25 protein-coding genes are annotated in these 24,373 nt (G+C 68.8%); 5 read left to right on the top strand and 20 right to left on the bottom strand.

The features are described from left to right. Positions 1-68: 68 nt before the first annotated feature. From BLT19_RS11310 to BLT19_RS11295, 4 genes are all read right to left on the bottom strand, one after another. A complete protein-coding gene (locus BLT19_RS11310; RefSeq protein WP_091493867.1) occupies positions 69-983 on the bottom strand; it encodes a tyrosine recombinase XerC in 915 nt (304 codons plus the stop codon). 64 nt (positions 984-1,047) lie between these two features. Then, positions 1,048-2,283, bottom strand: coding sequence for a DNA-processing protein DprA (dprA, locus tag BLT19_RS11305; RefSeq protein WP_091490077.1), 1,236 nt, complete (start codon positions 2,281-2,283; stop codon positions 1,048-1,050). Continuing rightward, positions 2,280-3,809 carry a YifB family Mg chelatase-like AAA ATPase gene (locus BLT19_RS11300; RefSeq protein WP_091490073.1) on the bottom strand — a complete coding sequence of 510 codons (1,530 nt, stop codon included), beginning with the start codon at positions 3,807-3,809 and terminating at the stop codon, positions 2,280-2,282. Before BLT19_RS11300 ends, dprA begins: the two co-directional genes overlap by 4 nt. Then, positions 3,806-4,168 (bottom strand): YraN family protein, encoded by a 363-nt coding sequence (locus BLT19_RS11295; protein WP_091490068.1) that lies wholly within the window; start codon positions 4,166-4,168, stop codon positions 3,806-3,808. Before BLT19_RS11295 ends, BLT19_RS11300 begins: the two co-directional genes overlap by 4 nt. A gap of 148 nt (positions 4,169-4,316) precedes the next feature. On the opposite strand from BLT19_RS11295, the gene BLT19_RS11290 reads away from it, so the two are divergent. Continuing rightward, entirely contained in the window at positions 4,317-4,640 is a 324-nt protein-coding gene (locus tag BLT19_RS11290) for a DUF2469 family protein (protein ID WP_091490065.1), read from the top strand. 14 nt (positions 4,641-4,654) lie between these two features. Here the strand turns inward: BLT19_RS11290 and BLT19_RS11285 are convergent, their stop codons facing one another. The 4 genes from BLT19_RS11285 to BLT19_RS11270 all read right to left on the bottom strand — a co-directional run bounded on the left by BLT19_RS11285 (position 4,655) and on the right by BLT19_RS11270 (position 7,221). Beyond that, a complete protein-coding gene (locus BLT19_RS11285; protein ID WP_091490061.1) occupies positions 4,655-5,314 on the bottom strand; it encodes a ribonuclease HII in 660 nt (219 codons plus the stop codon). Next, a complete protein-coding gene (gene lepB, locus BLT19_RS11280) occupies positions 5,311-6,084 on the bottom strand; it encodes a signal peptidase I (protein ID WP_091490057.1) in 774 nt (257 codons plus the stop codon). Before lepB ends, BLT19_RS11285 begins: the two co-directional genes overlap by 4 nt. Before the next feature lie 121 nt (positions 6,085-6,205). Continuing rightward, entirely contained in the window at positions 6,206-6,553 is a 348-nt protein-coding gene (gene rplS, locus BLT19_RS11275; RefSeq protein ID WP_091493862.1) for a 50S ribosomal protein L19, read from the bottom strand. A 167-nt stretch (positions 6,554-6,720) separates the two neighbouring features. After that, positions 6,721-7,221, bottom strand: a complete 501-nt coding sequence (locus tag BLT19_RS11270) for an MFS transporter permease (RefSeq protein WP_091490053.1) — start codon at positions 7,219-7,221, stop codon at positions 6,721-6,723. A gap of 63 nt (positions 7,222-7,284) precedes the next feature. Between BLT19_RS11270 and map the strand changes: the two genes are divergently transcribed. After that, positions 7,285-8,067 carry a type I methionyl aminopeptidase gene (gene map, locus BLT19_RS11265; RefSeq protein ID WP_091490049.1) on the top strand — a complete coding sequence of 261 codons (783 nt, stop codon included), beginning with the start codon at positions 7,285-7,287 and terminating at the stop codon, positions 8,065-8,067. Positions 8,068-8,073: 6 nt separating this feature from the next. Here the strand turns inward: map and treZ are convergent, their stop codons facing one another. From treZ to rpsP, 7 genes are all read right to left on the bottom strand, one after another. Next, entirely contained in the window at positions 8,074-9,810 is a 1,737-nt protein-coding gene (gene treZ / locus BLT19_RS11260) for a malto-oligosyltrehalose trehalohydrolase (RefSeq protein ID WP_091490046.1), read from the bottom strand. After that, entirely contained in the window at positions 9,807-12,260 is a 2,454-nt protein-coding gene (treY, locus tag BLT19_RS11255) for a malto-oligosyltrehalose synthase (protein WP_091490043.1), read from the bottom strand. Before treY ends, treZ begins: the two co-directional genes overlap by 4 nt. Positions 12,261-12,270: 10 nt before the next feature. After that, complete coding sequence (gene glgX, locus BLT19_RS11250; RefSeq protein WP_091490040.1) at positions 12,271-14,481, bottom strand: glycogen debranching protein GlgX; 2,211 nt, start codon at positions 14,479-14,481, stop codon at positions 12,271-12,273. Positions 14,482-14,576: 95 nt separating this feature from the next. Then, positions 14,577-15,284, bottom strand: a complete 708-nt coding sequence (gene trmD / locus BLT19_RS11245) for a tRNA (guanosine(37)-N1)-methyltransferase TrmD (RefSeq protein ID WP_091490036.1) — start codon at positions 15,282-15,284, stop codon at positions 14,577-14,579. 1 nt (position 15,285) lies between these two features. Continuing rightward, positions 15,286-15,921 (bottom strand): ribosome maturation factor RimM, encoded by a 636-nt coding sequence (gene rimM, locus BLT19_RS11240; RefSeq protein WP_091490031.1) that lies wholly within the window; start codon positions 15,919-15,921, stop codon positions 15,286-15,288. Between the two features lies 1 nt (position 15,922). Further along, the gene (locus BLT19_RS11235) at positions 15,923-16,153 is read right to left on the bottom strand and encodes an RNA-binding protein (protein WP_091493858.1); all 231 of its coding nucleotides are present in this window, start codon (positions 16,151-16,153) and stop codon (positions 15,923-15,925) included. Between the two features lie 5 nt (positions 16,154-16,158). After that, a complete protein-coding gene (rpsP, locus tag BLT19_RS11230; protein WP_091490027.1) occupies positions 16,159-16,581 on the bottom strand; it encodes a 30S ribosomal protein S16 in 423 nt (140 codons plus the stop codon). A 203-nt stretch (positions 16,582-16,784) separates the two neighbouring features. On the opposite strand from rpsP, the gene BLT19_RS11225 reads away from it, so the two are divergent. Next, positions 16,785-17,948 carry a glutamate--cysteine ligase gene (locus BLT19_RS11225; RefSeq protein WP_091490023.1) on the top strand — a complete coding sequence of 388 codons (1,164 nt, stop codon included), beginning with the start codon at positions 16,785-16,787 and terminating at the stop codon, positions 17,946-17,948. 116 nt (positions 17,949-18,064) lie between these two features. Here the strand turns inward: BLT19_RS11225 and ffh are convergent, their stop codons facing one another. Further along, entirely contained in the window at positions 18,065-19,636 is a 1,572-nt protein-coding gene (gene ffh / locus BLT19_RS11220) for a signal recognition particle protein (RefSeq protein ID WP_091490020.1), read from the bottom strand. 54 nt (positions 19,637-19,690) lie between these two features. Further along, positions 19,691-20,683: a TetR family transcriptional regulator gene (locus BLT19_RS11215; RefSeq protein WP_091490016.1), complete on the bottom strand. Its 993-nt coding sequence runs from the start codon at positions 20,681-20,683 to the stop codon at positions 19,691-19,693. Positions 20,684-20,773: 90 nt separating this feature from the next. Here BLT19_RS11215 and lipB point away from each other — a divergent pair, with 90 nt between their 5' ends. Beyond that, complete coding sequence (lipB, locus tag BLT19_RS11210) at positions 20,774-21,424, top strand: lipoyl(octanoyl) transferase LipB (protein ID WP_091490013.1); 651 nt, start codon at positions 20,774-20,776, stop codon at positions 21,422-21,424. Beyond that, positions 21,421-22,449, top strand: coding sequence for a lipoyl synthase (gene lipA / locus BLT19_RS11205; protein WP_091490010.1), 1,029 nt, complete (start codon positions 21,421-21,423; stop codon positions 22,447-22,449). The genes lipB and lipA overlap by 4 nt, the downstream gene beginning before the upstream one ends. 1 nt (position 22,450) lies before the next feature. Here the strand turns inward: lipA and BLT19_RS11200 are convergent, their stop codons facing one another. The 3 genes from BLT19_RS11200 to ftsY all read right to left on the bottom strand — a co-directional run bounded on the left by BLT19_RS11200 (position 22,451) and on the right by ftsY (position 24,349). Beyond that, entirely contained in the window at positions 22,451-22,882 is a 432-nt protein-coding gene (locus BLT19_RS11200; protein WP_091490007.1) for an MSMEG_6728 family protein, read from the bottom strand. Positions 22,883-22,906: 24 nt separating this feature from the next. Then, on the bottom strand, positions 22,907-23,407 hold the full coding sequence (locus tag BLT19_RS11195; protein WP_091490004.1) for a DUF2004 domain-containing protein: 501 nt from the start codon (positions 23,405-23,407) through the stop codon (positions 22,907-22,909). A gap of 69 nt (positions 23,408-23,476) precedes the next feature. Beyond that, entirely contained in the window at positions 23,477-24,349 is an 873-nt protein-coding gene (gene ftsY, locus BLT19_RS11190; RefSeq protein ID WP_091490001.1) for a signal recognition particle-docking protein FtsY, read from the bottom strand. Between the last annotated feature and the right edge of the window lie 24 nt (positions 24,350-24,373).

The following is a 24,373-nucleotide window of genomic DNA, read 5'->3' as shown; positions in this document are numbered from 1 at the left end:
CCAATCACGATAGGACGAGCGTGCCGATGGGCCCAGCGGTTGCGCACCCGCGCGCACGGCGCTAGTCCTCAGGCGCGCGGGTGCGCGAGCCGATAGGAAGCGGCGAGTCGTTCCGAGGAGACGTGGGTGTAGATCTGCGTGGTGCCCAGGCTCGCGTGGCCGAGCAACTCCTGCACGGCGCGGAGGTCTGCTCCCCCGTCGAGGAGATGCGTCGCCGCGGAGTGCCGGAGCGCGTGCGGGCCGACGGCGGCTGTTCCCATCGTCGGGCCCAGTGCTCGCACGACGACGTCGTACACCGCACGCGGGACGATGCGCGCGCCGCGCGCGCCGCAGAACAGTGCCCGTCCCGCGCTGTCGGGGGCGCTCGTGCGGGCGACGAGGGCGGGCCGCCCCCTCGTCAGGTACGCCTCGAGGGCGCGCAGGGCGGGAACGCCGAAGGGCACGACGCGCTCCTTGGACCCTTTGCCCATCACCCGGACGGTTGCGCGTTCGAGATCGAGGTCGTCCAGATCCAGGCCGCACAGCTCGGAGACGCGGATGCCTGCTCCGTAGAACGTCTCGAGCATCGCGCTGTCCCGCAGGACGATCGCGTCGCCGTCCCGTGCCCGGTCCGCCAGCGTGTCCAGCACCTCCCGGACGCCGTCCGCGGTGGCGACCTGAGGCAGCGAGCGGCCCCGTTTGGGCGCCACCAGCCTCAGACTGGGATCGGTCGGGACGAGGCCGGACTCGGTGGCCCAGGCGAAGAAGCCCCGGGCGGCAGCAGTTCGCCGAGCCAGGGTCGAGCGCGCATCACCGCGCTGGGTGGCCACCCACAGCCACTGCCGCAGCGCCTCCAGATCGATGTCCTCCAGCCTCGTGATCGGGGCCACGGCCAGAGCGAGGTCGCGGAGATCCGCCGCGTAAGCGCGGACGGTGGCGGGAGAGAGCCGGCGAACACGGGCGATCTCGTCGGCATACGCCGCGGCCGCCTCATCGATCTGCATCGTCCCAGCATGCACCGACCGTCCACCCGGCCGGTCGCTGACCCACGGCGTTCCGGTGAAACGGTCAGGGGCGTCGAGGAGCCGGAGCCCTCCGCCAACCGGCTTCGCCTCGGTGGACGACACCTTCGATCTCCAGGAGTCCCAGGATGGCGCTCGTATCGTCCGCGGACATCCCCGCACGTCGGGCGATGTCTTCCGTCCGTCGCCACGACTGCACGCTCATGGCGTCGGAGATCCTGGTGCTGTCGTCGGTGCGTCCGGTGCTGTCCGGCATGTCGAAGAGGGTCTGCGGGAGCCAGGACGTCGATCCGGTCGGGACGCCGAGCAGCTCCAGGACATCATCCGCGCTCGTGATGCACCGCGCGTCGAACTCGCGGAGAAGTCGGTGGCATCCTGCCGATGCGGCGCTGGTCACCGGACCCGGTACAGCCCCGATCGGGCGTCCGAGGGCGGCCGCGTGCCCGGCGGTGTTGAGCGAGCCGCTCCGCCAGCCCGCCTCCACGACGACGGTGGCCTCGGAGAGCGCCGCGATCAGCCTGTTCCGCTGCAGGAAGCGCCATCGCGTCGGCGCCGAGCCGGGCGGAACCTCGCTGGCGACGGCTCCCGTGGCCGCGATCCGGCCGATCAGGTCGGCGTGACCGGTCGGGTACGGGCGCTCCACGCCTCCGGCCAGCAACGCGGCGGTGACACCGCCCGCCGCCAGGGCGACGCGGTGAGCGACACCGTCGATGCCGTACGCGGCCCCCGAGACCACGATCACTCCGCGGGCCACCAGCTCCCCCGCCAGCTCCGCGGCCACGTGCTCGCCGTACGCCGTCGCCGCGCGCGCTCCGACGATGGCTGCGCGCGGTGACGGGAGCGAGAGGGCGCCAGGATCGCCGCGCACCCACAGGCACAACGGCGCATGCACGCCGAGGTCGGCCAGGGCGGCGGGCCACCGATCGTCCTCGGGTGTGAGCAGACGGATCCGGGCGATCCTGGCGACATCGAGATTGTCGAGGACGGCTCGTTGGTTCCACCGCGGCCTCCACCGGGCGACGGCGTCCTTCCACTGCTGCGCGGTCAGCTCGGCCGCGTTGCGGGCGGCTCCGTCCCGGCCACCGGTGACGACCTCGTGCAACGCCGTGGCGGGTCCGAGCGCGCCCACGATCCGACCGGCCACCCCGTCGCCCGGTTCCGCGAGGTGGCTCCAGGCGGCCGTCGCGAACACGTGCAGGGCGAGTTCGTCATTCAGAGCGTGCGCGACGAGGGGCGCCAGCGCCGTGCGGGCGATATCCGGCGCGGGGAGGATGTCGGTCATGTCGTGATTCCCTTCTTCATGAACAGCGCTCTGCCGATGTCGTGCACGGTCGGCGAGACCCGCCCGGCCAGGTCGCAGAGCGTCCACGCGACGCGCAGCACGCGGTCGTAGCCGCGGAGCGTCAGCGCACCGCGATGCAGGGCCACGTCGATCGGCCGGCGGACGACGGGGGCCAGTGCGAGCGGGCCCTCGCGCAGCCAGGGGCCGGACACCCTGGCGTTGACCGACCACTCGGTCTCCCGCAGGCGGAATGCGGCGCGAGCGCGTGCGTCCGCGACGCGCGCCGCCGCAGCATCCGTCGTCACCGCGTCCGCCCCGATCGACGCGGCGTGGGCGACCGAGACCCGCGTCAGACCGAGCTCGATGTCGACGCGGTCCAGCAGCGGCCCGGAGAGACGGCCGAGGTACCGCCGGATCGCCATGGGCGGACACACGCACGACGCCGCCCGCACGCCGTAGTTCCCGCAGGGGCAGGGATTGGTCGCGAGGATCAACTGGAAGCTGGCCGGGAAGCTGGCGGTGACACCGGCTCGGTGGATCGCGATCCGGCCCTTCTCCAGCGGCTGGCGGAGCGCATCGAGCACGCTGGGCGCGAACTCGCCGACCTCGTCGAGGAAGAGCACGCCGTGCGTGGCCCGGGCGATGGCGCCTGGGCGGACCACCCGGGATCCGCCGCCGACCAACGCGGCGATGCTCGCGCTGTGATGAGGCGATTCCAGCGGCGGGCGCCGGGTGAGGGTGTCGACCGGATCTCCGCACAGCGACCGGATCGAGGCGACCTCGAGCGCCGCCGCGTCATCCAGCGGCGGGAGGATGCCCGGCAGACGCGCGGCGAGCATCGTCTTCCCGGCGCCCGGCGGGCCGCTCATGAGCAGGTGGTGACCGCCTGCGGCAGCGGCGATCAGCGCCTCGACGGCGTCGCGCTGCCCGATGACCTCGGCGAGCTCCGGTATCGGCACGACCACCTCGACACCGCGCGGGAGCGGAACCGGGTCGAGGTCTCGGTCATCGATCCGTGCGCCGTGACGGCGCGCGACATCGCCCAGAGCGACCGCCCCGATCACCTCGATGCCCTCCACGAGTCGCGCCTCCGCCTCGTTCGCGTGCGGCACCACGACCCTGCGCATGCCCATCCGCGCCGCGGCCAGAACCGCCGGGAGCACGCCGGGTACCGGTCGCAGACGACCGTCGAGTCCGAGTTCGCCGATGTGCACCGTCTCGGCGATCGAGACCAGGTCGAGTGCGTTCTGAGTCGCGAGGGCTGCGATCGCGATCGCGACGTCGAACGACGAGCCGTGCTTGGGCAGGCTGGCGGGCGAGAGGTTCACGGTCAGACGTCTGCGCGGCAGTTCCAGCCCGCAGTTCGCGCTCGCATTGTGGATCCGCTGCACCGCCTCGCCCAGCGACTTGTCCGGCAGTCCGATGATGTGGAAGTCCGGCGTCTGATTCGACAGGTCCGCCTCGACCTCCACGAGGTCGCCCTCCAGGCCGGTGAGGGCGACCGCCCACGTCCGCGCCAGCGTCATCGGATGTCCTGGATGTGCTCGAGGCGGGCTCGTTCCGGCTGCGGGCCCGTGATGGCGATCACGTCCAGGCGCAGGCGTCGCCCCTGCGCCTCGTCGGGGTGGGCGGCGATCCAGGCGAACGCCAGGCGCCAGAGCCGGCTCCGTTTGCGGGCATCGACAGCCTCGAACGGATGCCCGAAGCCGTCACCGGCTCGCGTCTTGACCTCCACGATCACCAACGTCGACCCGTCGACGGCGACGATGTCGATCTCTCCTGCATGCACGCGCCAGTTGCGGTCGAGGATCAGGTACCCGCTCGACTCGAGGTGCCGCGCGGCGCGGTCCTCTCCCGCTTTGCCCAGAACGTCCTTCGCAGCCATGCCTGAATGCTCGCCCGCGCGGCTCGCCGCCGATGTCCGGCGGACGAGAACCGTGGAGCGCGCGGGTTCCGACCCGATTGTGGAGGAAGCCCTGCCCCGTCGGTCGCGATGCGACCGGGCACCGCGCCCGTCCTAAGATGAGAGCACCATGGATGACGAAGTCTTCGAGGACTACGACCGCGAGCTCGAGCTCGCCCTCTACCGCGAGTACCGCGACGTCGTTTCTCAGTTCCAGTACGTGATCGAGACCGAGCGCCGCTTCTACCTCGCGAACGAGGTCAACGTGGTGCGCCGCGACACCGAGCACGACTTCTACTTCGAACTGACGATGACCGATGTCTGGGTGTGGGACATCTATCGCGCGGATCGCTTCGTGAAGTCCGTCCGCGTGCTGACCTTCAAGGACGTCAACGTGGAGGAACTGTCACGCCGGGACTTCCACCTGCCCGAGGAACTGTCGCTCGACTCCTGATCGGTGCGCGCCGTTCAGAACAGCGTCGACGGTCCGGTGAGCGACCACGATGCCCGGTGGTGCGGGCTGATCCCGTGCTCGCGGATGGCGTCGCGATGCTCCGGACTCGCGTAGCCCTTGTTCCTGGCCCATTGGTATGCGGGCAGTTCGTCGTGAAGATCCGTCATCAGCGCGTCACGCGCGACTTTCGCGATGACCGATGCCGCGGCGGCGCTCGCGCAATCGCGATCGGCCTTGATCACGGGGCGGACCGTGAGTCCGGTCGCGCCGGCGGGCGTGATGTAGTCGTAGTTCCCGTCGAGGACCACGATCGCCTCTTCCGGCACGACGCCGTGGGCGCGCAGGTCCGCGAGCGCCCGGATGGTGGCAAGGCCCAGCGCCCGCATGATGCCGATCTCGTCGATCTCCACGGAGCTCGCCCACCCGACCGCACTGGCGGCGACCCACGAGACCGCGCGCGCCGCGACATCCGCTCTGCGCATCTCGGGGACCAGCTTGGAATCGCGCAGGCCCTGCGGAACCCGCTTGCGCGAACGCGGGGCATCGATCATCACCGCGCCGACGGCGACGGGTCCGGCCAACGAACCCCGCCCCACCTCGTCGCAGGCGATGAGGGTCGTGTGCTCGCGCAGCAGCCGCCGCTCGAGCGTCAGACGCGGCTCGGCGACCGTCATCTCGGAGCCGGCTCCACGTCGGGCACGCCCCCGAACGCCTCGTGATGGAAATCGAGCATCCCGAACCTGCTGAACGGCCACGTGATCAGGAATGCGCGGCCCACGACGTTGTCGATCGGGACGAACCCCTTCCCGGGCTGCTCCTGGTTGTACCGGGAGTCCTTCGAGTGGTAGCGGTTGTCGCCGAGCACCCAGAGACTGCCCTCCGGGACGACGACATCGAAGGCGTCGGCGGAGGCGGGGCTTCCCGGCGCGGGCAGTGCGAGGTAGTCGCTCTCGTCGATCGCCACGTCGTTGACGGTGATCTGGCCGAGGTCGTTGCAGCAGACGACATGATCGCCCGGCATCCCGATGAGGCGCTTGACGAGATGATCGTCGCTGTCCGGTGCAGACAGCCCGACCAGTGACAGCAGCCAGTCCACCCCCTCCACCAGCGGGGAGCGGGCGGGCGCGGTGCTGGGCGGCAGCCATCCGCCGGGATCGCGGAAGACGACGATGTCGCCTCGTCCGTATCCGCCGAAGCGCGGCGTGATCTCGTCCACGAGGATGCGGTCGTCGATGTGCAGAGTGTTCTGCATCGACCCCGACGGGATGTAGAACGAGCGCACCAGGAAGGTCTTGACCAGGAACGACACCAGCACCGCGATGAGGATGATCACGAGCACGTCGCGCAGGAAGCTCAGCCAGCCGCGGCGCCGCTCGCGCGGCCGCTCCGCCCTGGACCGCGGTGTGGGCACCGGCTCAGCGGAGGCCGTCTGCTCGGTCGTCATGGGGGTCCTTCACCGGGCTCTCCGGAAGTCGGTGTGCCGTCGCATCAAGGTTCGCACATCCCTTCCTGCGAAAACGACGAAACCCCGGACCATTCGGTCCGGGGTTCGACGCAGAAGCGCGTCAGTTGTCGCGCTTCTCCTTGATCTTGGCCTTCTTGCCGCGGAGGTTGCGCAGGTAGTAGAGCTTGGCGCGACGGACGTCACCGCGCGTGACGACCTCGATGTGGTCGATCACCGGGCTGTGAACGGGGAACGTGCGCTCCACGCCCACCTGGAAGCTGATCTTGCGGACCGTGAAGGTCTCGCGCACGCCGTCGCCGGAGCGACCGATGACGACGCCCTGGAACACCTGGATACGCGAGCGGTTGCCCTCGGTGATGTTCACGTGCACCTTGACGGTGTCACCGGGGTGGAAGACGGGGATGTCCGAACGCAGCGATGCCGCGTCGACGGAGTCGAGGATCTGCATGATCATGCTCTCTGCGGCCGCCACAGGTCGACCGCGGGTTGAGGAAGGAAAGTGATGTGCGCCCGAGGCCGCGGCCGGAACGTCCGACGGCGGGCTCCCCTGAGGCAGAGCCTTTCAGGGCACAAACATCCATTCTGCCATGGATGCCGCGCCCGCCCAAACCGGGCTCAGCCGGCCGGCGGTCGCTCGGTGATGACGATGACGTCGCGCTCGGACTGCGCCGCCTCGGGCGCCGGACCCTCAGCGGGCGCGGGAATGTAGCCCAGCCCCTGGGTGGTGCGCAGGAGGAGAGCCGACGGTCGCGCCTCACGCCACAGCTGCCACAGCTCCAGCCAGAACAGGGCGAGTCCGACGATCACCGTGACGACCATCGCCGGTGCCCACCACGCCTGGTTGAAGAAGCCGAGCGAGATGGTCAGCAGGTGCCAGACCGAGAAGCCCAGGACATCCCACCACGAGACCGCGCGCTCGGCACGGACTGTCCCCCGTGCGCGAACGAGGAGGGTGAGTACGAGCTGTCCGATGAACACGGACGGGATGGCGATCAACAGCACCCACAGGAACGCCCAGCCGCCAGCGTTGAAGACGCCCCAGCCCACCAGCAGCCACAACGGCAGCAGGAAGGCGGCCGGAATCAGCCAGACGAAGAACGCACGACGCACCCACATGCCTCGATGGTACGCCGGTCAGCTTGGCGTTAGGCGAGAATGGAGGGCGACGAAAGGACCCCCATGATCGAGTTGCGCACGCCCGCCGAGCTTGAGGCGATGCGGCCCGCCGGACGCTTCGTGGCCGAGACCCTGGCGACCCTGCGCGACGAGACGAAGGTCGGGACGAACCTGCTCGCGATCGACCGTCGGGCACACGATCTGATCCGTCGGGCCGGAGCGGAATCGTGCTACATCGACTATCACCCGTCGTTCGGGGCGAGCCCGTTCGGCAAGGTCATCTGCATCTCCGTGAACGACGCCGTCCTGCACGGCCTCCCCTTCGACTACGCCCTGCGGGACGGCGACCTGGTCACCCTCGACTTCGCCGTCTCGGTCGACGGATGGGTCGCCGACTCCGCGGTCTCCTTCGTCGTGGGCACCGCCCGCGATGAGGACCTGGCCCTGATCGACACGACCGAGCGGGCGCTGGATGCCGCGATCGCGGCCTCGACGGTGGGATCGAGGATCGGCGACATCTCCGCCGCCATCGCCGAGATCGCTCACGGAGACGGATACGACATCAACACCGACTTCGGCGGACACGGTGTCGGACGCACGATGCACGGCGACCCCCATGTCCCCAACGACGGCAAGCCCAATCGCGGCTACCCGCTGAAGGCTGGACTCGTGCTCGCCCTGGAGCCCTGGCTGCTGGAGACCACGGACGAACTGATCACCGACCCGGACGGGTGGACCCTGCGCAGCGCCGACGGCTCGCGCGGTGCGCATTCCGAGCACACCATCGCCATCACCGAGGACGGACCGATCGTCTTGACCGACCGGTCCTTCCTCGGCGTGCGCTGACCAGACCTATCGCACGGCGTCAGGGGCGCGCAGGACGACGGCCGAGCGGCCGGGTAGGAGCGCCGTCCGCTCGTCGACCCGCGCCGACACGTCCGTCGTGAGCAGCGCGACTGCACCGGCGGGAACCGGCAGCTGCACATGTGCCTCGGCGAAGTTCACCAGAACCTGGACGTCACCCCGCTGCATCCGGAACCACCGCGCGTCCTCGTCCGCCTCGGCGCTCACCGATCCGAAGCGCGGATCGGTGAACTCGGGGGTCGTGCGCCGTAGCCGCACCAGCCGGCGATAGAGCTCCAGCATCCGTCCGTGACGGTCGTCATGGATCTCCTCCCAGCGCAGCTTGGAGCGCAGGAACGTCTCCGGATCCTGCGGGTCCGGCACCACGGATTCGTCCCAGCCCATGGCTGTGAATTCGGCCAGGCGCCCTTCCGCCGTGGCACGACCCAGCTCGGGCTCCGGATGCGAGGTGAAGAACTGCCAGGGGGTGGATGCCGCCCACTCCTCGCCCATGAACAGCATCGGCGTGTAGGGGCTGAGCAGCGTCAGGACAGCCACGATCGCCAGCCCGCCCTCGTCGAGGGTTTGCGACAGGCGGTCGCCCGCGGCGCGGTTGCCGATCTGATCGTGATCCTGGCCGAAGGTGACCAGGCGCGAGGTGGGGATGCGCGGATCGATCGGATGCCCGTGCACAGCGCCCCGGAACGAGGACCAGGTCCCGTCGTGGAAGAAGCCCTTCGTCGCCACCTTCACCAGTGCAGAGAGCGGGGCGAAGTCGGCGTAGTAGCCGGTCGTCTCCCCCGTCGCGGCGACGTGCAGCGCGTGGTGGTAGTCATCGCTCCACTGCGCGGTCAGGCCGTAGCCGTCCGCCTCGCGTGCTGAGATCAGCTTCGCGTCGTTGAGGTCCGACTCGGCGATCAAGGTCAGCGGGCGGCCCACGTGCGCCGCGAGGCTGTCCGTTTCCTCCGCGATCTCCTGCAGGATGTGCACCGGCGCGGAGTCCTTCAGGGCGTGCACGGCATCGAGGCGGAGCCCGTCGACGTGATAGTCGTTCATCCACATCAGGGCGTTGTCGATGATGTACCGCCGCACGGCGGCTTCGTCCAGGTTCACCGAGGAGCCCCAGGTGTTGCGCTCGGCATCCCGCAGGTACGGACCGAACTCGGGCAGGTAGTTGCCGCTGGGGCCGAGGTGGTTGTAGACGACGTCCTGGATGACGGCGAGCCCTCGCGCATGGCAGGCGTCGACGAACCGCTGATAGGCCGCCGGCCCGCCGTACACCTCGTGTACCGCGTACCAGAGGACGCCGTCGTACCCCCAGTTGTGGACGCCGTTGAAGTCGTTGACCGGCAGCACCTCCACGAACGAGACGCCGAGGTCGACGAGGTGATCGAGACGCTCGATCGCGGAATCGAGCGTGCCTCCCGGAGTGAAGGTTCCGATGTGGAGCTCGTAGACGACCCCTCCCGCCAGGGGACGACCGGTCCACGAGTCATCGCTCCACGAGAAGCTCTGCGGGTCGAACCACGCCGAGGCCTCGTGCACGCCGCGCGGCTGCCGCCTGGACCGCGGGTCGGGCCGCAGGTCGTCGCCGTCGCCGAGGACGAACCCGTATTCATCGCCGTCGCCGAGGACGATGTTGCTCGTCCACCAGCCGTCGGCCGTCGCTGTCAGTTCGACGTCGGGCACGTCGGGACGACGCATCCGGACCCGTGACGTCCTCGGCGCCCACACCTCGATGCTCATGAGTCTGCTCCTGCCTCGCTGTCGGGTTCGTCGGATACCAGCAGCGCCACCGGGTAGGTCCCCAGCAGCTCGGTCAGCGGGATCATCGAGTCGGTGAATCGACGGCCGGTCAGTGCGTCGCGCGTCGGACCGCCGTGCCGCAGCAGGACCGTCTCACCCCATCCGCCGCGCGAGGCAAGACCGACCGGGAGGCGCGTGGCGACGGTGAGCGTGCCGCCGCGGTCGAAGGCCACCGCATGCGCGGACGCCTCTCCCACGACGCTCATCGGCGTGTAGCGGGTGAACAGGTCGGGGCGATCGCGACGCAGACGCAGGGCACGGGAGGTCACAAGCAGCTTCGCTGCTCCGCTCGCATCGATCGACGGGAGCTGTTCGCCCGCCGGAGCCGAATCGATGGCGGAGAGCATGCGCCGGCGCAGATCGAAGTCGACTTCCCTGCGATTGTCCGGGTCGACCAGCGACGTCTCCCACAGCTCGGATCCCTGATAGACGTCTGGAACACCCGGGCCCGTCAGTTGGAGGAGCTTGGCGGACAGCGCATTGGACCAGCCTGCGAGCGCGATCTCGTTGACGAACGCGGTGAGCCGCCGGTTCAGCTGCGCATCGTCGAAGATCGCGTCGATCGTCGCGTGCATCCGCTCCTCGAACGCGGCGTCGGGATCCCACCATCCCGTCGCCTCCGCCGCTTCCCGGGAGGCCTTCTCCGCGTAGGCGTGCAGTCGTTCGCGTGTGATCGGCCAGGCCCCGATGGCGGCCTGGTAGAGCAGGTCGTCGAAGCCGGCGTGCCCGCTGGTGGACCCTGCACGCAGGTCGGCGAGGAGGTCGGCCCAGCGCTCGGGGATCTCGGAGAGGACGTCCAGCCGCGCACGCACGTCCTCGCCGCGCTTGGTGTCATGGGTGGACAGCGTCGTCATCGCCGCCGGCCACTGCGCCTGCCGGCGCGACTGGGCGAGATGGAAATCGTCCACGGTCAGGGCGAAGACCGACGGGTCGCCTCCCACCTCGGTGAGCGAGCCCAACCGGTTGTAGCGGTAGAAGGCGGTGTCCTCGACGCCCTTGGCCATCACCGGCCCCGTCGTCTGCTGGAACCGCCGCGCGACGGCGTGGGCGGGGTCGGCCAGCACCGGTACGAGTGACGCGATGGCCGCGGCGAGGTCGGGGCGACGATCGGATGCCTCGGCCGCGGCGCGGTCGAGCTGTTCGCGCCCTGCGGGCAGGTAGGAGCGGTACACGGGGAAGCATGTGAGCAGCTCGGCCAGTGCGTCGCGCGCGACCGCGGGGTCGAGCCGCGTGAACCCCGCCCCGCCGGCCTCGGATTCCGGTGCGGCGCCGAGGTCCGGCAGCTCACGCACGAGCCGGGCGATCTCGGCGCCCTGGATGGTGTCGGCGATCATCCGCTTCGTGTCGTGGATGACGTCGGAGTAGTCGCGGGGGCCCGAAGGCCGCACGACGGCATCCAGCTCGTTCAGCACGCCCTCCCCCGCAGGGTCGATCAGCAGTCGGTCGAATTCGGCGAGCGCGTCGTAGCCGGTCGTGCCGTCGGTCTCCCACCACGCCGGCAGGTCCTCACCGTGCTCGAGGATCTTCTCCACGAGCACATACGCCCCGCCCGTCGCATCCGCGAGCCGCGCCAGGTAGCCGCCGGGATCCAGCAGGCCGTCCGGGTGGTCCACCCGCAGGCCGTCGGCCAGCCCCTCGCGCACCCACCGCAGCACCTCGGCATGCGATTCGTCGAACACCCAGGGGGTCTCCACGCGGACACCGGCCAGCGTGGTCACGGCGAAGAACCGCCGGTAGTTCAGCTCCGCGGCCTCCCTGCGCCAGAAGAGCAGCTCCCAGTGCTGCCCGTCCAGCACGTCGCGGATCACGGCCGGATCGGTCAGATCGACACCCGAAGGAACGGACCCGGGTGCCAGGGGAAGCACGTGGTCGAAGTACTTCACGACGCCTGGACTGGGCTGTGCCTCGCCAGGACCGGTCTGCTGCGACTGCTGGAGGACCACCTCGACGTCCTCCAGAGCCTCATCCACGGTGCCGCCCAGGATCGGCAGCCGGACCTTGCCACTGCCGAAGTCCCAGTCGATGTCGAACGCCGCGGCGTATCGTGACTCGCGTCCGAATGTGAGCACGTCCCACCACCACGGGTTCTGCGCGGGCACTGCGACGCCCATGTGGTTCGGGACGATGTCGATCAGGATGCCCAGGCCGGCGGCGCGAGCTGCGGCAGCGAAGCGATCGAGGCCTTCGCGACCGCCGCGCGCCGGATCAACCAGTGTGGAGTCGACCACGTCGTAGCCGTGATCAGAACCGTCCGACGCCTTCAGCAGCGGCGACAGATACGCCCAGTCGACGCCGAGATCGCTCAGGTAGCCGGTCACTGCCGCCGCAGCATCCAGATCGAAACCCGATCGGATCTGCAGGCGGTAGGTCGAGATCGGGCGACGCGTCATGTGCGCTCTCCTACAGTTCGGGTTTGGGTGCCTTGCCGGGCAGATCGTCCGGATGCAGCGGATTGGCCTGCGACGTCAGCGACGCCGAGACGGAATGGTCGACCTCGGGCTCGGGCAGGTCGTGCTCGCACAGCACCATGAGCGATTTCGCCTCGAGGGTGATCGTCTCGCCAGGGCTGACGGGCTGGGTGTTCGCGCGGCTTCCCGCGGTGTCGATCAGGACGTCCCACTCGGGGCTGAAGTGCGGCGCCGGCAGCTGGAAGTCCGTCGATTCGTCGCCCGCGTTGAACAGGACGATGAAGTGCTGATCGAGGATCTGCTCGCCACGACGATCGCGTTCTCGGATCCCGCCGCCATTGAGGAACACGCCGATCGCGCGTCCGAAGCCGGAGTCCCAGTCCTCCGGCTGCATGACGGATCCGTCGGGGCGCAGCCACACGATGTCGGGGATCGGCGCGCCCTCCTCCATCTTGACCGGGCGACCGTCGAAGAAGCGGCTGCGCCGGAACGTCGGGTGCTCGCGGCGCAGGCGTGCCAGCGCGGCGGTGAACTCCGAGAGCGGCTGGTCGACGGAATCCCAGTCGATCCACGTGATCTCATTGTCCTGGGCGTAGCCGTTGTTGTTGCCGCCCTGGGTGCGTCCGAGCTCGTCGCCGTGCAGGAGCATCGGCACGCCCTGCGACAGCATCAGCGTGGCGATGAAGTTGCGCTGCTGCCGGGCGCGCAGTGTGTTGATCTCCGGGTCGTCCGTAGGGCCTTCGACACCGAAGTTGCTCGAGCGGTTGTGGGACTCGCCGTCGTTGTTGTCTTCGCCGTTGTCCTCGTTGTGCTTCTCGTTGTAGGAGACCAGGTCGCGAAGGGTGAAGCCGTCGTGCGCGGTGACGAAGTTGATGGATGCCACCGGCCGCCGCCCCGAATGCTCGTACAGGTCGGCCGAGCCGGTCAGGCGCGACGCGAATTCGCCGAGGGCCTGCGGCTCGCCCCGCCAGAAGTCGCGGACCGTGTCGCGGTACTTCCCGTTCCACTCGGTCCACTGCGGCGGGAAGTTCCCCACCTGGTAGCCCCCGGGTCCGACGTCCCACGGCTCGGCGATGAGCTTGACCTGCGAGACCACCGGATCCTGCTGGACGAGTTCGAAGAAGGTCGCCAGTCGGTCCACCTCGTAGAACTCGCGCGCGAGCGTCGAGGCCAGGTCGAAGCGGAAGCCGTCGACGTGCATCTCGAGCACCCAGTACCGCAGCGAGTCCATGATGAGCTGCAGGGTGTGCGGATGCCGCACGTTCATGCTGTTGCCGGTACCGGTGTAGTCGGTGTAGTACCGCTTGTCGTCGTCTTCCAGGTGGTAGTAGGCGGCGTTGTCGATGCCACGCATCGACAACGTCGGGCCCATGTGGTTCCCCTCGGCCGTGTGGTTGTAGACCACATCGAGGATGACTTCGATCCCCGCGGTGTGCAGGGCGCGCACCATGCCCTTGAACTCCTGCACCTGCTGGCCGAGCTGGCCGGTGGACGAGTACGTGTTCTGGGGTGCGAAGAAGGCGATCGTGTTGTAGCCCCAGTAGTTCGACAGTCCCTTCTCCTGCAGCGTCGAATCATCCACGAACTGGTGAACCGGCATCAGCTCGATCGCCGTGACGCCGAGTTTGACCAGGTGGTCGATCACTGCCGGATGCGCGACGCCGCTGTAGGTGCCACGGAGTTCCTCCGGCACCTCCGGATGCAGCTCGGTGAGTCCCTTCACGTGCGCTTCGTAGATGAAGGATTCCGCGTACGGCGTCTTCGGCTGCCGGTCACCGGTCCAGTCGAAGAAGGGGCTGACGACGACGCCCTTCATCATGCTCGTCGCAGAGTCTTCGTCGTTGCGTGAATCCGGGTCGCCGAAGTCGTAGCCGAACACCGGCTGTCCCCACTTGATCTGACCGTCGACGGCTTTGGCGTACGGGTCGAGCAGGAGCTTGTTCGGGTTGAACCGCTGACCCTCCGACGGATCGTTGGGCCCGTCGATCCGAAAGCCGTACCGCTGACCGGGGCGCACGTTGGGCAGATACGCGTGCCAGACGAACGCGTCGACGTCGACGAGGTCGACCCGCGTCTCCTTGCCCCGCTCTCCGAACAGGCAGAGCTGCACCCGCGTGGCTCCCTCGCTGAAGATCGCGAAGTTCGTCCCGTTTCCGTCGAACGTCGCCCCGAGCGGGTAGGTCGATCCCGGCCATGCCTCCACGAAGTGCCCCTGTCCCGGCGGATTGACGCCGGCCTCCAGGCTAGTTGCCGGAATCGACGTCCGGGGAGCCGGCAGGTTGCCGGTAGGATCCGGCGCTACTCGGGAAGGAGATCCGGTCGCCGCTCACGCGTGCGGACCACCTGCTGCTCGCGTCGCCACGCGGCGATGGCCCCGTGATTGCCGCTCAGCAGGATCGCCGGGACCTCGCGGTCGCGCCACACTGCTGGCTTCGTGTACGACGGGTACTCCAGGAGGCCGTCTTCGTGGGACTCCTCGACCAGGCTCTCCGGGTTGCCGACGACGCCCGGGATCAGGCGACCGATCGCCTCGATCATCGCCATGGCGGCCACCTCGCCGCCGTTGAGCACATAGTCGCCGAGACTGATCAGCCGGACATCGCCCAGTGTCGCGGCATAGTCGAACACCCGCTCGTCGATGCCCTCGTAGCGACCGCAGCCGAAGACGAGGTGCGGCGCGGTGGCCAGCTCCCGGGCTGTCGCCTGGGTGAACCGCGCTCCGGCGGGAGAGGGGAAGATGAAGACGGGCCGGTCAGGGATCGCCGGATTCTCCGCAGCATCCGCCGCGATCCCGTCCAGCGCCTGCCCCCACGGGTCCGCCTTCATCACCATGCCGGCGCCGCCGCCGTACGGCGTGTCATCGACGGTGCGATGACGGTCGTACGTGGCGTCGCGCAGGTCGTGGATACGGACGTCGAGGATGCCGTTGCCGCGGGCCTTCCCCAGCAGCGAGACCTCGAGCACGTCGAAGAACGCCGGGAAGATCGAGACGACGTCGATGCGCACGTCAGTCGTCCGAGGGGTCTTCGGCCTCGTCAGGCTCCGTCGTCGGCCCGGGAGCGTCGTCGTCGGCGGGAAGTTCTTCGAAGAGTCCCGGCGGCGGCGTGACCAGCACGCGCCCAGCGGCCATGTCGACCTCGGGCACGATCGCCTTGACGAACGGGACCAGCACCTCGGCGTCGGGACCGGTGCGCACGATGAGCAGATCCTGCGCCGGGAGGTGCTCGACGCGGATGACGCGGCCGACGATGTCGCCGTCGCGCACGACGTCGAGACCGACGAGCTGATGGTCGTACCAGGCGTCGTCCTCGACCGGCGCGGTCTCGTCGTCCTGGTCGACCCAGAGGATCGCGCGGATGAGCTCTTCGGCGCCGGAGCGGTCATCGACGCCGTCGAAGAAGGCGACCGGGTGGGAGTTCATCCACCGGAACTCGCGTACGGTCAGCGTCTTGCCGTGCCATGGCGAGGACTCGGGCACCTGGAGCGTGAAAGCGGCACCAGGCGTGAAACGACCCTCGGGGTCATCGGTGTACAACTCCAGCTTCAGAGCGCCTTTGAGGCCGTGGGCCTTCACAAGGCGCCCGACTCGAAGCTGGGTCTTGGCGGACTTCTGCGGGCGGGGCGAGGTGCTCTCGTCGCTCACGTCAGTCGTCCGCGACGTCGACGCGCACGCGCCGGCCGTCGGCAAGCGCAGAGATCAGCGTTCGCAGGGCTTTCGCCGTGCGGCCGCCGCGCCCGATCACGCGACCCCGGTCGTCCGGGTGGACGTGCACCTCGAGGACGTCACCGCGGGGTGACGTCGACGAGTGGATGGACACGTCATCGGGGTGATCGACGATCCCCTTGACGACGTGTTCGAGCGCGGCGGCCAGCACCACGATTATTCGGCGTCGGTCGCGGCGTCGGCGTCAGCCTCTGCCGGCGCCTCAGCTGCGGGCTCTTCGGTCTTCTTCTCAGCCTTCGGCTTGATGACGACCTTCTTGGTCGTGTCGGCCTCGAAGGGGGCCTTGGGCTCTTTGACCTTGACGGTCGAGACGGCGTTCGCGTCGCCCTTGAACTTGCCCCAGTCACCGGTGAGCTTCAGCAGCGCGGCGACCTGCTCGGTCGGCTGAGCGCCGACGGAGAGCCAGTACTGGGCCCGCTCGGAGTCGACCTCGATGAACGAGGGCTCCTCGGTCGGGTGGTACTTGCCGATCTCTTCGATGACACGACCGTCGCGCTTGGTGCGCGAATCGGCCACGACGATGCGGTAGTAGGGCGCACGGATCTTGCCCAGGCGCTTGAGACGAATCTTGACAGCCACGATTTCTCCAGAAATGTGTGAAGTGAACGAACCGATCGCCTGGAGAGTGGGGTGCACACCCGGCGGAAGCTCAAAAGGAGGACCTGAACGCTGGATAGAGGGTCGAGCGAGTGGTCCGACCCACAATTCTCGCACATCGGACTCGTCGTTGCGAACCATGACGAATCACCGGCGTTGCGCCGTCCGCGTGCGAAACTGACCCCATGACGGTGCCCTTCGCGACATCCGCCCGCTCATCCGTGGGTCTGGAGTGGGAACTCATGCTCGCCGACGGGATCACTGGAGACCTGGTGCCGCGCGCACCCGAGGTGATCGACGTCCTCGAGGACGCGACGGCTCTCGAGCGGTACACCGTCACCGGTGAGCTGCTGACCAATACGGTCGAGGTGACAAGCGGCATCGGCGACACGGTCGCCGCGGCCGTGGATGACATCGCCGACGCGATCGCCGCGGTGCGCACGGTCACCAATCCGATGGATGTCGAGCTGCTCTGCGCCGGCAGCCACCCCTTCGCCCAGTGGTACGAGCAGTCCGTCACCGACAAGACGCGGTACCACAAGCTCATCGAGCGCACCCAGTGGTGGGGTCGCAACATGATGATCTGGGGAATCCACATCCACGTCGGCGTGGAGGACGTGAACAAGGTCTTCCCGATCATCAACGCCCTGTCCGTCTACCTGCCGCATCTGCAGGCGCTCTCGGCATCCAGTCCCTTCTGGGCGGGTGAGCGGACCGGCTACGCCTCCAATCGATCGCTCGTGTTCCAGCAGCTGCCGACGGCGGGGCTCCCATGGCCGCTGCAGGATTGGTCCGAGTTCGAGGGCTACCTCGACGACATGGTGCGCACCGGCGTGATGGCGGACGCGTCGGAGGTGCGCTGGGACATCCGCCCCGCCCCCCGCTGGGGCACCATCGAGGTGCGCGCCTGCGACGGGATGTCGACACTCCCCGAGCTCGCGGCGGTCGCATCGCTCGTGCAGGCGCTCGTGGAGCACTTCTCTCGGCTGCTCGACGAAGGCCGCGAGCTGACTGTCGTCCAGCCGTGGTTCGTCCGGGAGAACAAGTGGCGAGCGGCGCGGTACGGCCTCGATGCCCGCGTCATCGTCGACAGTGACGGCACCCAGCGCCCCGTACGGGAGCACCTGCGCGAGACGATGGCCGAGCTCGCGGACGTCGCGGTCGACCTCAAGTGCGCGCGGGAGTTCGCCGGTCTGGACACCATCCTCGAGCAGGGCGCCAGCTATGCGCGCCAGACGCTGGTGGCCGATGCCGCGGAGGGCGATCTGCGCGAGGTCGTGCAGCACCTCATCCGCGAGTTCCGCGCCGGCCCCACACTGCGCGAGCATCTCGCGGCGCTGGGCCACTGACGCGAGATCCGTGCCACCGGATCAGGATCTCACCGGCACAGGACGCAGCGCGCCGAATCGTCCTGCCCCGGCGAGATCGCCTGATCTGGCCGCCGTGGAAGGACGGCTCCGCGAGGTCAGCCCTTGCCGAGGAGCTTCTGCAGCTCCGCCAGGTCGGCGGCACTCGGCGCGCCTGCGCCGCCGGCGCCCGCGCTGCCGAGTCCGAACCCGGACCCGGTCGGCTGCGCCGGAGCGGATGCCGCGATGCCGGCGTTCTCCTGGGCGCGCTTGGCCGGGTTGCCCGACCGGGAGCCCTTCGCCTTGACCTGCTTGCCGCGCTTGGACGAGGCACCGGGGCGTCCCGCACCCGGCACCGGCCCCATGCCGGGGATGTTGGGAACCCCGCCGCGCGCGACGGTCTTCATCATCTTCGCCGCCTGCTCGAAGCGGTTCACGAGCGCGTTGACGTCGGTCACCGTCATTCCCGAACCGCGGGCGATTCGCAGGCGCCGCGAGCCGTTGAGGATCTTGGGGTTGCGCCGCTCCCCCAGCGTCATCGAGCGGATGATCGCCTCGGTGCGGTCGATCTCCTTCTCGTCGAAATCCTCGAGCTGCTGCTTCATCGAGCCCATGCCCGGCAGCATGCCGAGCATCTTCTTCATCGAGCCCATCTTCTTCATCTGCTGCATCTGCTCGAGGAAATCCTCGAGGGTGAAGCTCTCCGTCGCGAGCTTCTCGGCCATCTTCATGGCTTCTTCCTCGTCGAAGGCCTGCTGGGCCTGCTCGATGAGGGTCAGGATGTCGCCGAGGTCGAGGATGCGCGAAGCCATGCGATCCGGGTGGAACGGCTCGAGGTCATCGAGGCCTTCGCCCGTGGACGCGAAGATGATCGGACGACCGGTGACCGAGGCGACGGACAGTGCGGCGCCACCGCGCGCGTCGCCGTCCAGCTTGGACAGCACGACGCCGGTGAAATCGACGCCGTCCTGGAACGCCTTCGCGGTGTTGACGGCGTCCTGACCGATCATCGCGTCGATGACGAAGAGCACTTCGTCCGGGTCCGTCGCCTTGCGGATGTCCGAGGCCTGCTTCATCAGCTCGGCATCGACGCCGAGTCGGCCGGCCGTGTCGATGATGACGACGTCATGCTGCTGGCGGCGCGCGACCTCCACGCCGTCGCGTGCGACCTGGACCGGGTCACCGGTCCCGTTGCCCGGCTGGGGGGCGTAGATCGCGGCACCGGCTTGCCCCGCGACGACCTGGAGCTGGTTGACGGCATTCGGCCGCTGCAGGTCGGCGGCGACCAGCAGCGGTGTGTGACCGTCCTTCTCCAGCATCTTCGCGAGCTTGCCCGCGAAGGTCGTCTTCCCCGAACCCTGGAGCCCGGCGAGCATGATGACCGTGGGCGGGTTCTTCGCGAACTGCAGGCGACGCTGCTGGCCGCCGAGGATCGCGATCAGCTCTTCATTGACGATCTGGACGACCTGCTGGGCGGGGTTGAGCGCTTTGCTGACCTCATCCCCGAGCGCGCGTTCGCGCACCTTCGCGGTGAAGTCCTTGACGACCGGGAGCGCGACGTCGGCGTCGAGGAGCGCGCGCCGGATCTCGCGGACGGTCCCATCCACGTCCGCCGGCGTGAGCTTGCCCTTGGTGCGGAGGTTGCGGAAGGTCTCGGTGAGCCGATCGGAAAGGGTGCCGAAGGTAGCCATGATCCGCCAAGTTTACGCGTCCTGAGGCGAGGCTCCGGATCGCCGGCGACCTGATCAGTCGTCGCCGAGCTCTTGGAAGACGGTCAGCTGCAGATCGGCCGGCGCGCGCAGTCGCGCGTTCATCGACCGCCACGGCGTGAGACGAGCGGATGCCTCGACCTGCGCGCCCGCGGCGGCCAGACGCTCGACCACACCGGCGGTGTCGTCGACTTCGAGCGCGATCCTGATGCGTTCGCTCGTGCCGCCGTCGGTCTCCACCCCGTCGATGAAGGCGACCTGCGCCGTGTTCGCGAGCTCGAGCGTCGCTCTCCCGGCATCGAGGATCACGACATGAGCGCCGCCGTCTGCCTCGAAGGCGGCCTGCTGCGGCATCCCGACGACGTCGCGGTAGAAGGTGAGCGCACCCTCGAACTGCGCCGCATGCACGACGACACGGAGCTGACGGACATCGCCGCGTTGCACCTCCGGCACCCCCGTGCGCTCCGCGATCGCCAGTGCGCGCGGCAGGAATCCACTGAGCGAAGTGCGCCCCGCGCCCTCGCGTGCCCAGGCATCGACGGCAGCCAGGACCGCTCCGGCGTACGCCGCGGCGGCGACCTCGGCGTGCAGACGGTCGGCGCCGTCGGCGGTCAGGCGATCCGCCACCGCGCGGGCGATACGCGCCCTCCGCAGCGACGCCTCGCGCTCGAGCTCCTCCTCGATCCCCATCGCCCGGGTGTTCCCCAGTGCCAGCGCCAGCGTGTCCGGGGCGAAGTCCGTGCCCAGGGCGATCAACCCCGCGCGCACGGCTGCCGTGGCATCCGCTCCACCTGCGCGGCCGAGCTGGGACTCGAAGCGTGCGATCCGCTCGTCAAGCCCCGACCAGAGGATCTCGCCCTTGGACGCGAAGTAGTTGAAGAAGCTCGAGCGGCTCACACCCGCACGCCGCGTGATGTCGGCGATCGAGGTCTGCTCGTAGCCCTGCTCGAGGAACAGCTCGCAGGCCGCCTCGGCCAGGGTCTCGCGTGACGATGCCTTGGGCCTGCCTGCGCGCGACTCTGACGACATGCCCTCAGCGTACGAGCAGGTGCGACGAAGGCGTATTGTTGGACGCATTCCATAAATGTCCACGGCTGAACCGGCTCCCCGGAGGTCTGCATGCTCGATGTCGTTCTGGCGGGATTGGCTCCCGATCTCGTCGCCTATCAGGACGGGTGGGACCTGCAGCGACGGGTCCATGCCGATGTCGTGTCGGGAATCCGGCCCGACACGCTGCTGCTGCTCGAGCACGAAGCCGTCTACACGGCGGGCAAGCGCACCGAGGCGCACGAGCGCCCTGCCGACGGGACGCCCGTGATCGACGTCGACCGCGGCGGCAAGATCACCTGGCACGGGCCGGGGCAGCTCGTGGGCTATCCCATCGTCCGTCTACGCCAGCCCGTGGACGTCGTCGAGCATGTCCGACGCATGGAGCGGATCCTGATCGGCGCGCTGCGCGAGTACGGCGTCGAGGGCTATCAGGTGGAGGGTCGCAGCGGTGTCTGGGTGCGCAGACCGCTCTCGGAAGACAAGGTGGCCGCGATCGGCGTGCGCGTCCAGCAGGGCGTCACCATGCACGGCTTCGCGGTCAATTGCGACAACTCGCTGTCGGGATTCGACGGGATCATCCCGTGCGGGATCACGGATGCCGGGGTCACGACGATCAGCGAGGTCGTCGGCGACGACATCTCCCCCGCGGACATCATGGAGACGGTCGCCGCCGCCTTCGTCGCCGAATACGCCGACTCCCTCTCGGGGGTGGCAGCGTGAGCTCGTGCGCGGCGCCGGCTGCGGCATCCGGATCCCCGGCAACAGCTCCGCAGGGTCGCAAGCTCCTGCGCCTGGAGGTGCGCAACGCGCAGACGCCCATCGAGCGCAAGCCCGAATGGATCAAGACGCGCGCGAAGATGGGCCCGGAATACACCGAACTGCATGCGCTCGTGAAGGACGAGGGTCTGCACACGGTGTGCCAGGAGGCGGGATGCCCGAACATCTTCGAGTGCTGGGAGGACCGTGAGGCGACCTTCCTGATCGGCGGGTCGCAGTGCACCCGCCGCTGCGATTTCTGCCAGATCGACACCGGCAAGCCCGCCGATTACGACATCGACGAGCCGCGGCGCGTCGCCGAGAGCGTGACGCGGATGCGACTGCGGTACGCCACGGTGACCGGTGTCGCTCGTGACGATCTGCCCGACGAGGGCGCGTGGCTGCACGCCGAGACGGTGCGCCGCATCCACGCCGAGAACCCCGGAACGGGCGTGGAGATCCTCGCGACCGACTTCTCCGGCAACCCCGACCTGCTGCGCGAGGTCTTCGATTCCGGGCCGGAGGTCTTCGCCCACAACGTCGAGACGGTGCCGCGCATCTTCAAGCGCATCCGCCCGGCGTTCCGGTATGAACGATCCCTCGACGTGCTGACCCAGGCGCGCGAGCACGGGCTGATCACCAAGTCGAACCTGATCCTCGGAATGGGTGAGACCCCGGATGAGGTGGTCCGGGCCCTGCAGGATCTGCACGATGCCGGTACCGACATCATCACCATCACGCAGTATCTGCGCCCGACGCCGCGGCACCTCCCTGTCGACCGATGGGTGAAGCCGCAGGAGTTCGTCGAGTTCAAGGAAGCGGCCGAGCGGATCGGCTTCCTCGGAGTGCTGGCCGGGCCGCTCGTGCGCTCCTCCTACCGTGCAGGACGCCTGTGGGCGCAGTCGATGGTCTCGAAGGGACGCGAGATCCCCCCGCACCTCGCGCACATCGCCGACGGCGCCGAACTCGGGTTCGCGCAGGCTGTCTGAGTCAGGGCAGCGGCCAGACGTACGGGAGGTCGTCGGGGATGTCCCCGAACCGGGGGCGGTAGAACTCGGGATCCTTGCGCACGAGGTTGGACCGATGCGAAAGGTGGAAGGCTTCGTCGCCGAGCCAGCCGGGCAGGTCGAGGTCGTCCTGCGGGACGCCGTCGACCTCCGGGGCGAAGGTGAGGAGTTTCGCGCGAACCGTGTCGGCGTGGCCGGCCGCGGTCCAGGCATCCGTCATCGCGAGTCCGTACGCGACGAGCGCCGGCACGTGTCCCGCCCACATCTTCGCCGCCGGATGATGGCGCCATCCGTAGTCCGGGACGGTGTTCGCCCGCAGGAGCTGGAACGTCTCGACGCGCTGTTTGCCCAGTCGGGGCTGATCCAGGACCGCCGCTGACTCGACGAACGAGGGATAGGGCAGGAACGTCTGCACGAGCGGGACGTCCGGGGTGCCGGGTCAGTCCGCGCTCGTCACCGAGAGCACGTCGCCATCGGAGTCGAGGTTCACCAGGATGACATCGTCGGTCGCATCCGGGTCCAGGGCGTATTCCAGCACGGCGAACGGGTCGGCACCGCCGTGCTCATCGGCGAGGATCGTCATGCTCATCAACTGGAGCGAGCGGATGACGTCGATGTGCACGTCTCCGGAGACATCGACCATCATGCCTTCGAGCTCATCGCCCAGCGTGGCCTGCTGCTGGAGGATGTACTCGATGACCTCGCTCGTGCGGTCATCCAGCTCGGAGACCATGGCGTTGCGGGCAGTCCGGTCGATGGCTTCGATCGACGAGATGAGCGCCGCGGCCATGTCGAGCGCGGCCTCGGACACATCGTCCTGATCGGGCGCGGTCAGATCCACCGTGACCGTCTGGTCGCCGAGTTCGACGTTCTCCGACCAGAAGATCGACCCGTCGGGGCCGGACTCCAGGAGTCCGAAGTAGTCATGCTCGATCGCCATGTCCCCATGAAACCAGGGTGAGGGCATCGACGGTAGCCCGTGGCGGCGCGCCGTCGGATTCCGCCAAGGTCAATCCACCAGAGAGGCGGCGAAGACGTGCGGGGTGAACCCGGTGAGGTCGCCGATGCCCTCACCCTGGCCGAGGAGTTTGACCGGGATGCCGGTGCGCTCCTGGACCGCGAGGACGAAACCGCCTCGCGCCGAACCGTCGAGTTTGGTCAGGACGAGCCCCGTGACGCCGGCATGTTCGAGGAACGCCTGTGCCTGCAGCACGCCGTTCTGGCCGGTGGTCGCATCCAGCACGAGCAGCACTTCGCTGATCGGCGCCTGCTTCTCGATCACGCGACGGATCTTGGTCAGCTCGTCCATCAGTCCGCCCTTGGTGTGCAGGCGACCGGCGGTGTCCACCAGCACGATCTCCGTGCCGGTTCGCTTGGCGTACTCGATCGTCTGGAAGGCGACGGATGCCGGATCCTGGCCCTCCTGCTGGGGGCGCACGATCGCCGCGCCGCCGCGCTCGGCCCACGTCGCCAGCTGATCGACGGCAGCGGCGCGGAACGTGTCGGCCGCGCCGACCACGACGGAGCGCCCGTAGCGCTGCAGGAACTTCGCGAATTTGCCGATCGTGGTGGTCTTGCCGACGCCGTTCACGCCGACGACGAGGACGACTGCGGGACGCTCGGTCAGGCGCAGCGTCGTGTCGAACTTCGCGAAGTGCTCCTCGAGAGTCTCCTTCAGCATCCGCTGAAGGTCCCGCGGGTCCGTCGTCCGGTAGCGGTCCACCTTGGCGTGGAGCTCGTCGACGATCTTCTCGGTGATGTCCGGCCCGAAGTCGGCGGTCAGCAGGGCCGTCTCCAGGTCGTCCCACGTCGTCTCGTCGATGGTCGGCTTGATGAACACGCCGCGCAGCGCGCGACCGAGCGACCAGGAGCTCTCTGCCATTGGACCAGCCTACGGCGCGAGGCG

Source organism: Microbacterium pygmaeum (assembly GCF_900100885.1).
Lineage (GTDB): Bacteria > Actinomycetota > Actinomycetes > Actinomycetales > Microbacteriaceae > Microbacterium > Microbacterium pygmaeum.
Note: the sequence above shows the minus strand (reverse complement) of the source record. Positions and strands in the feature narration are given on the sequence as shown.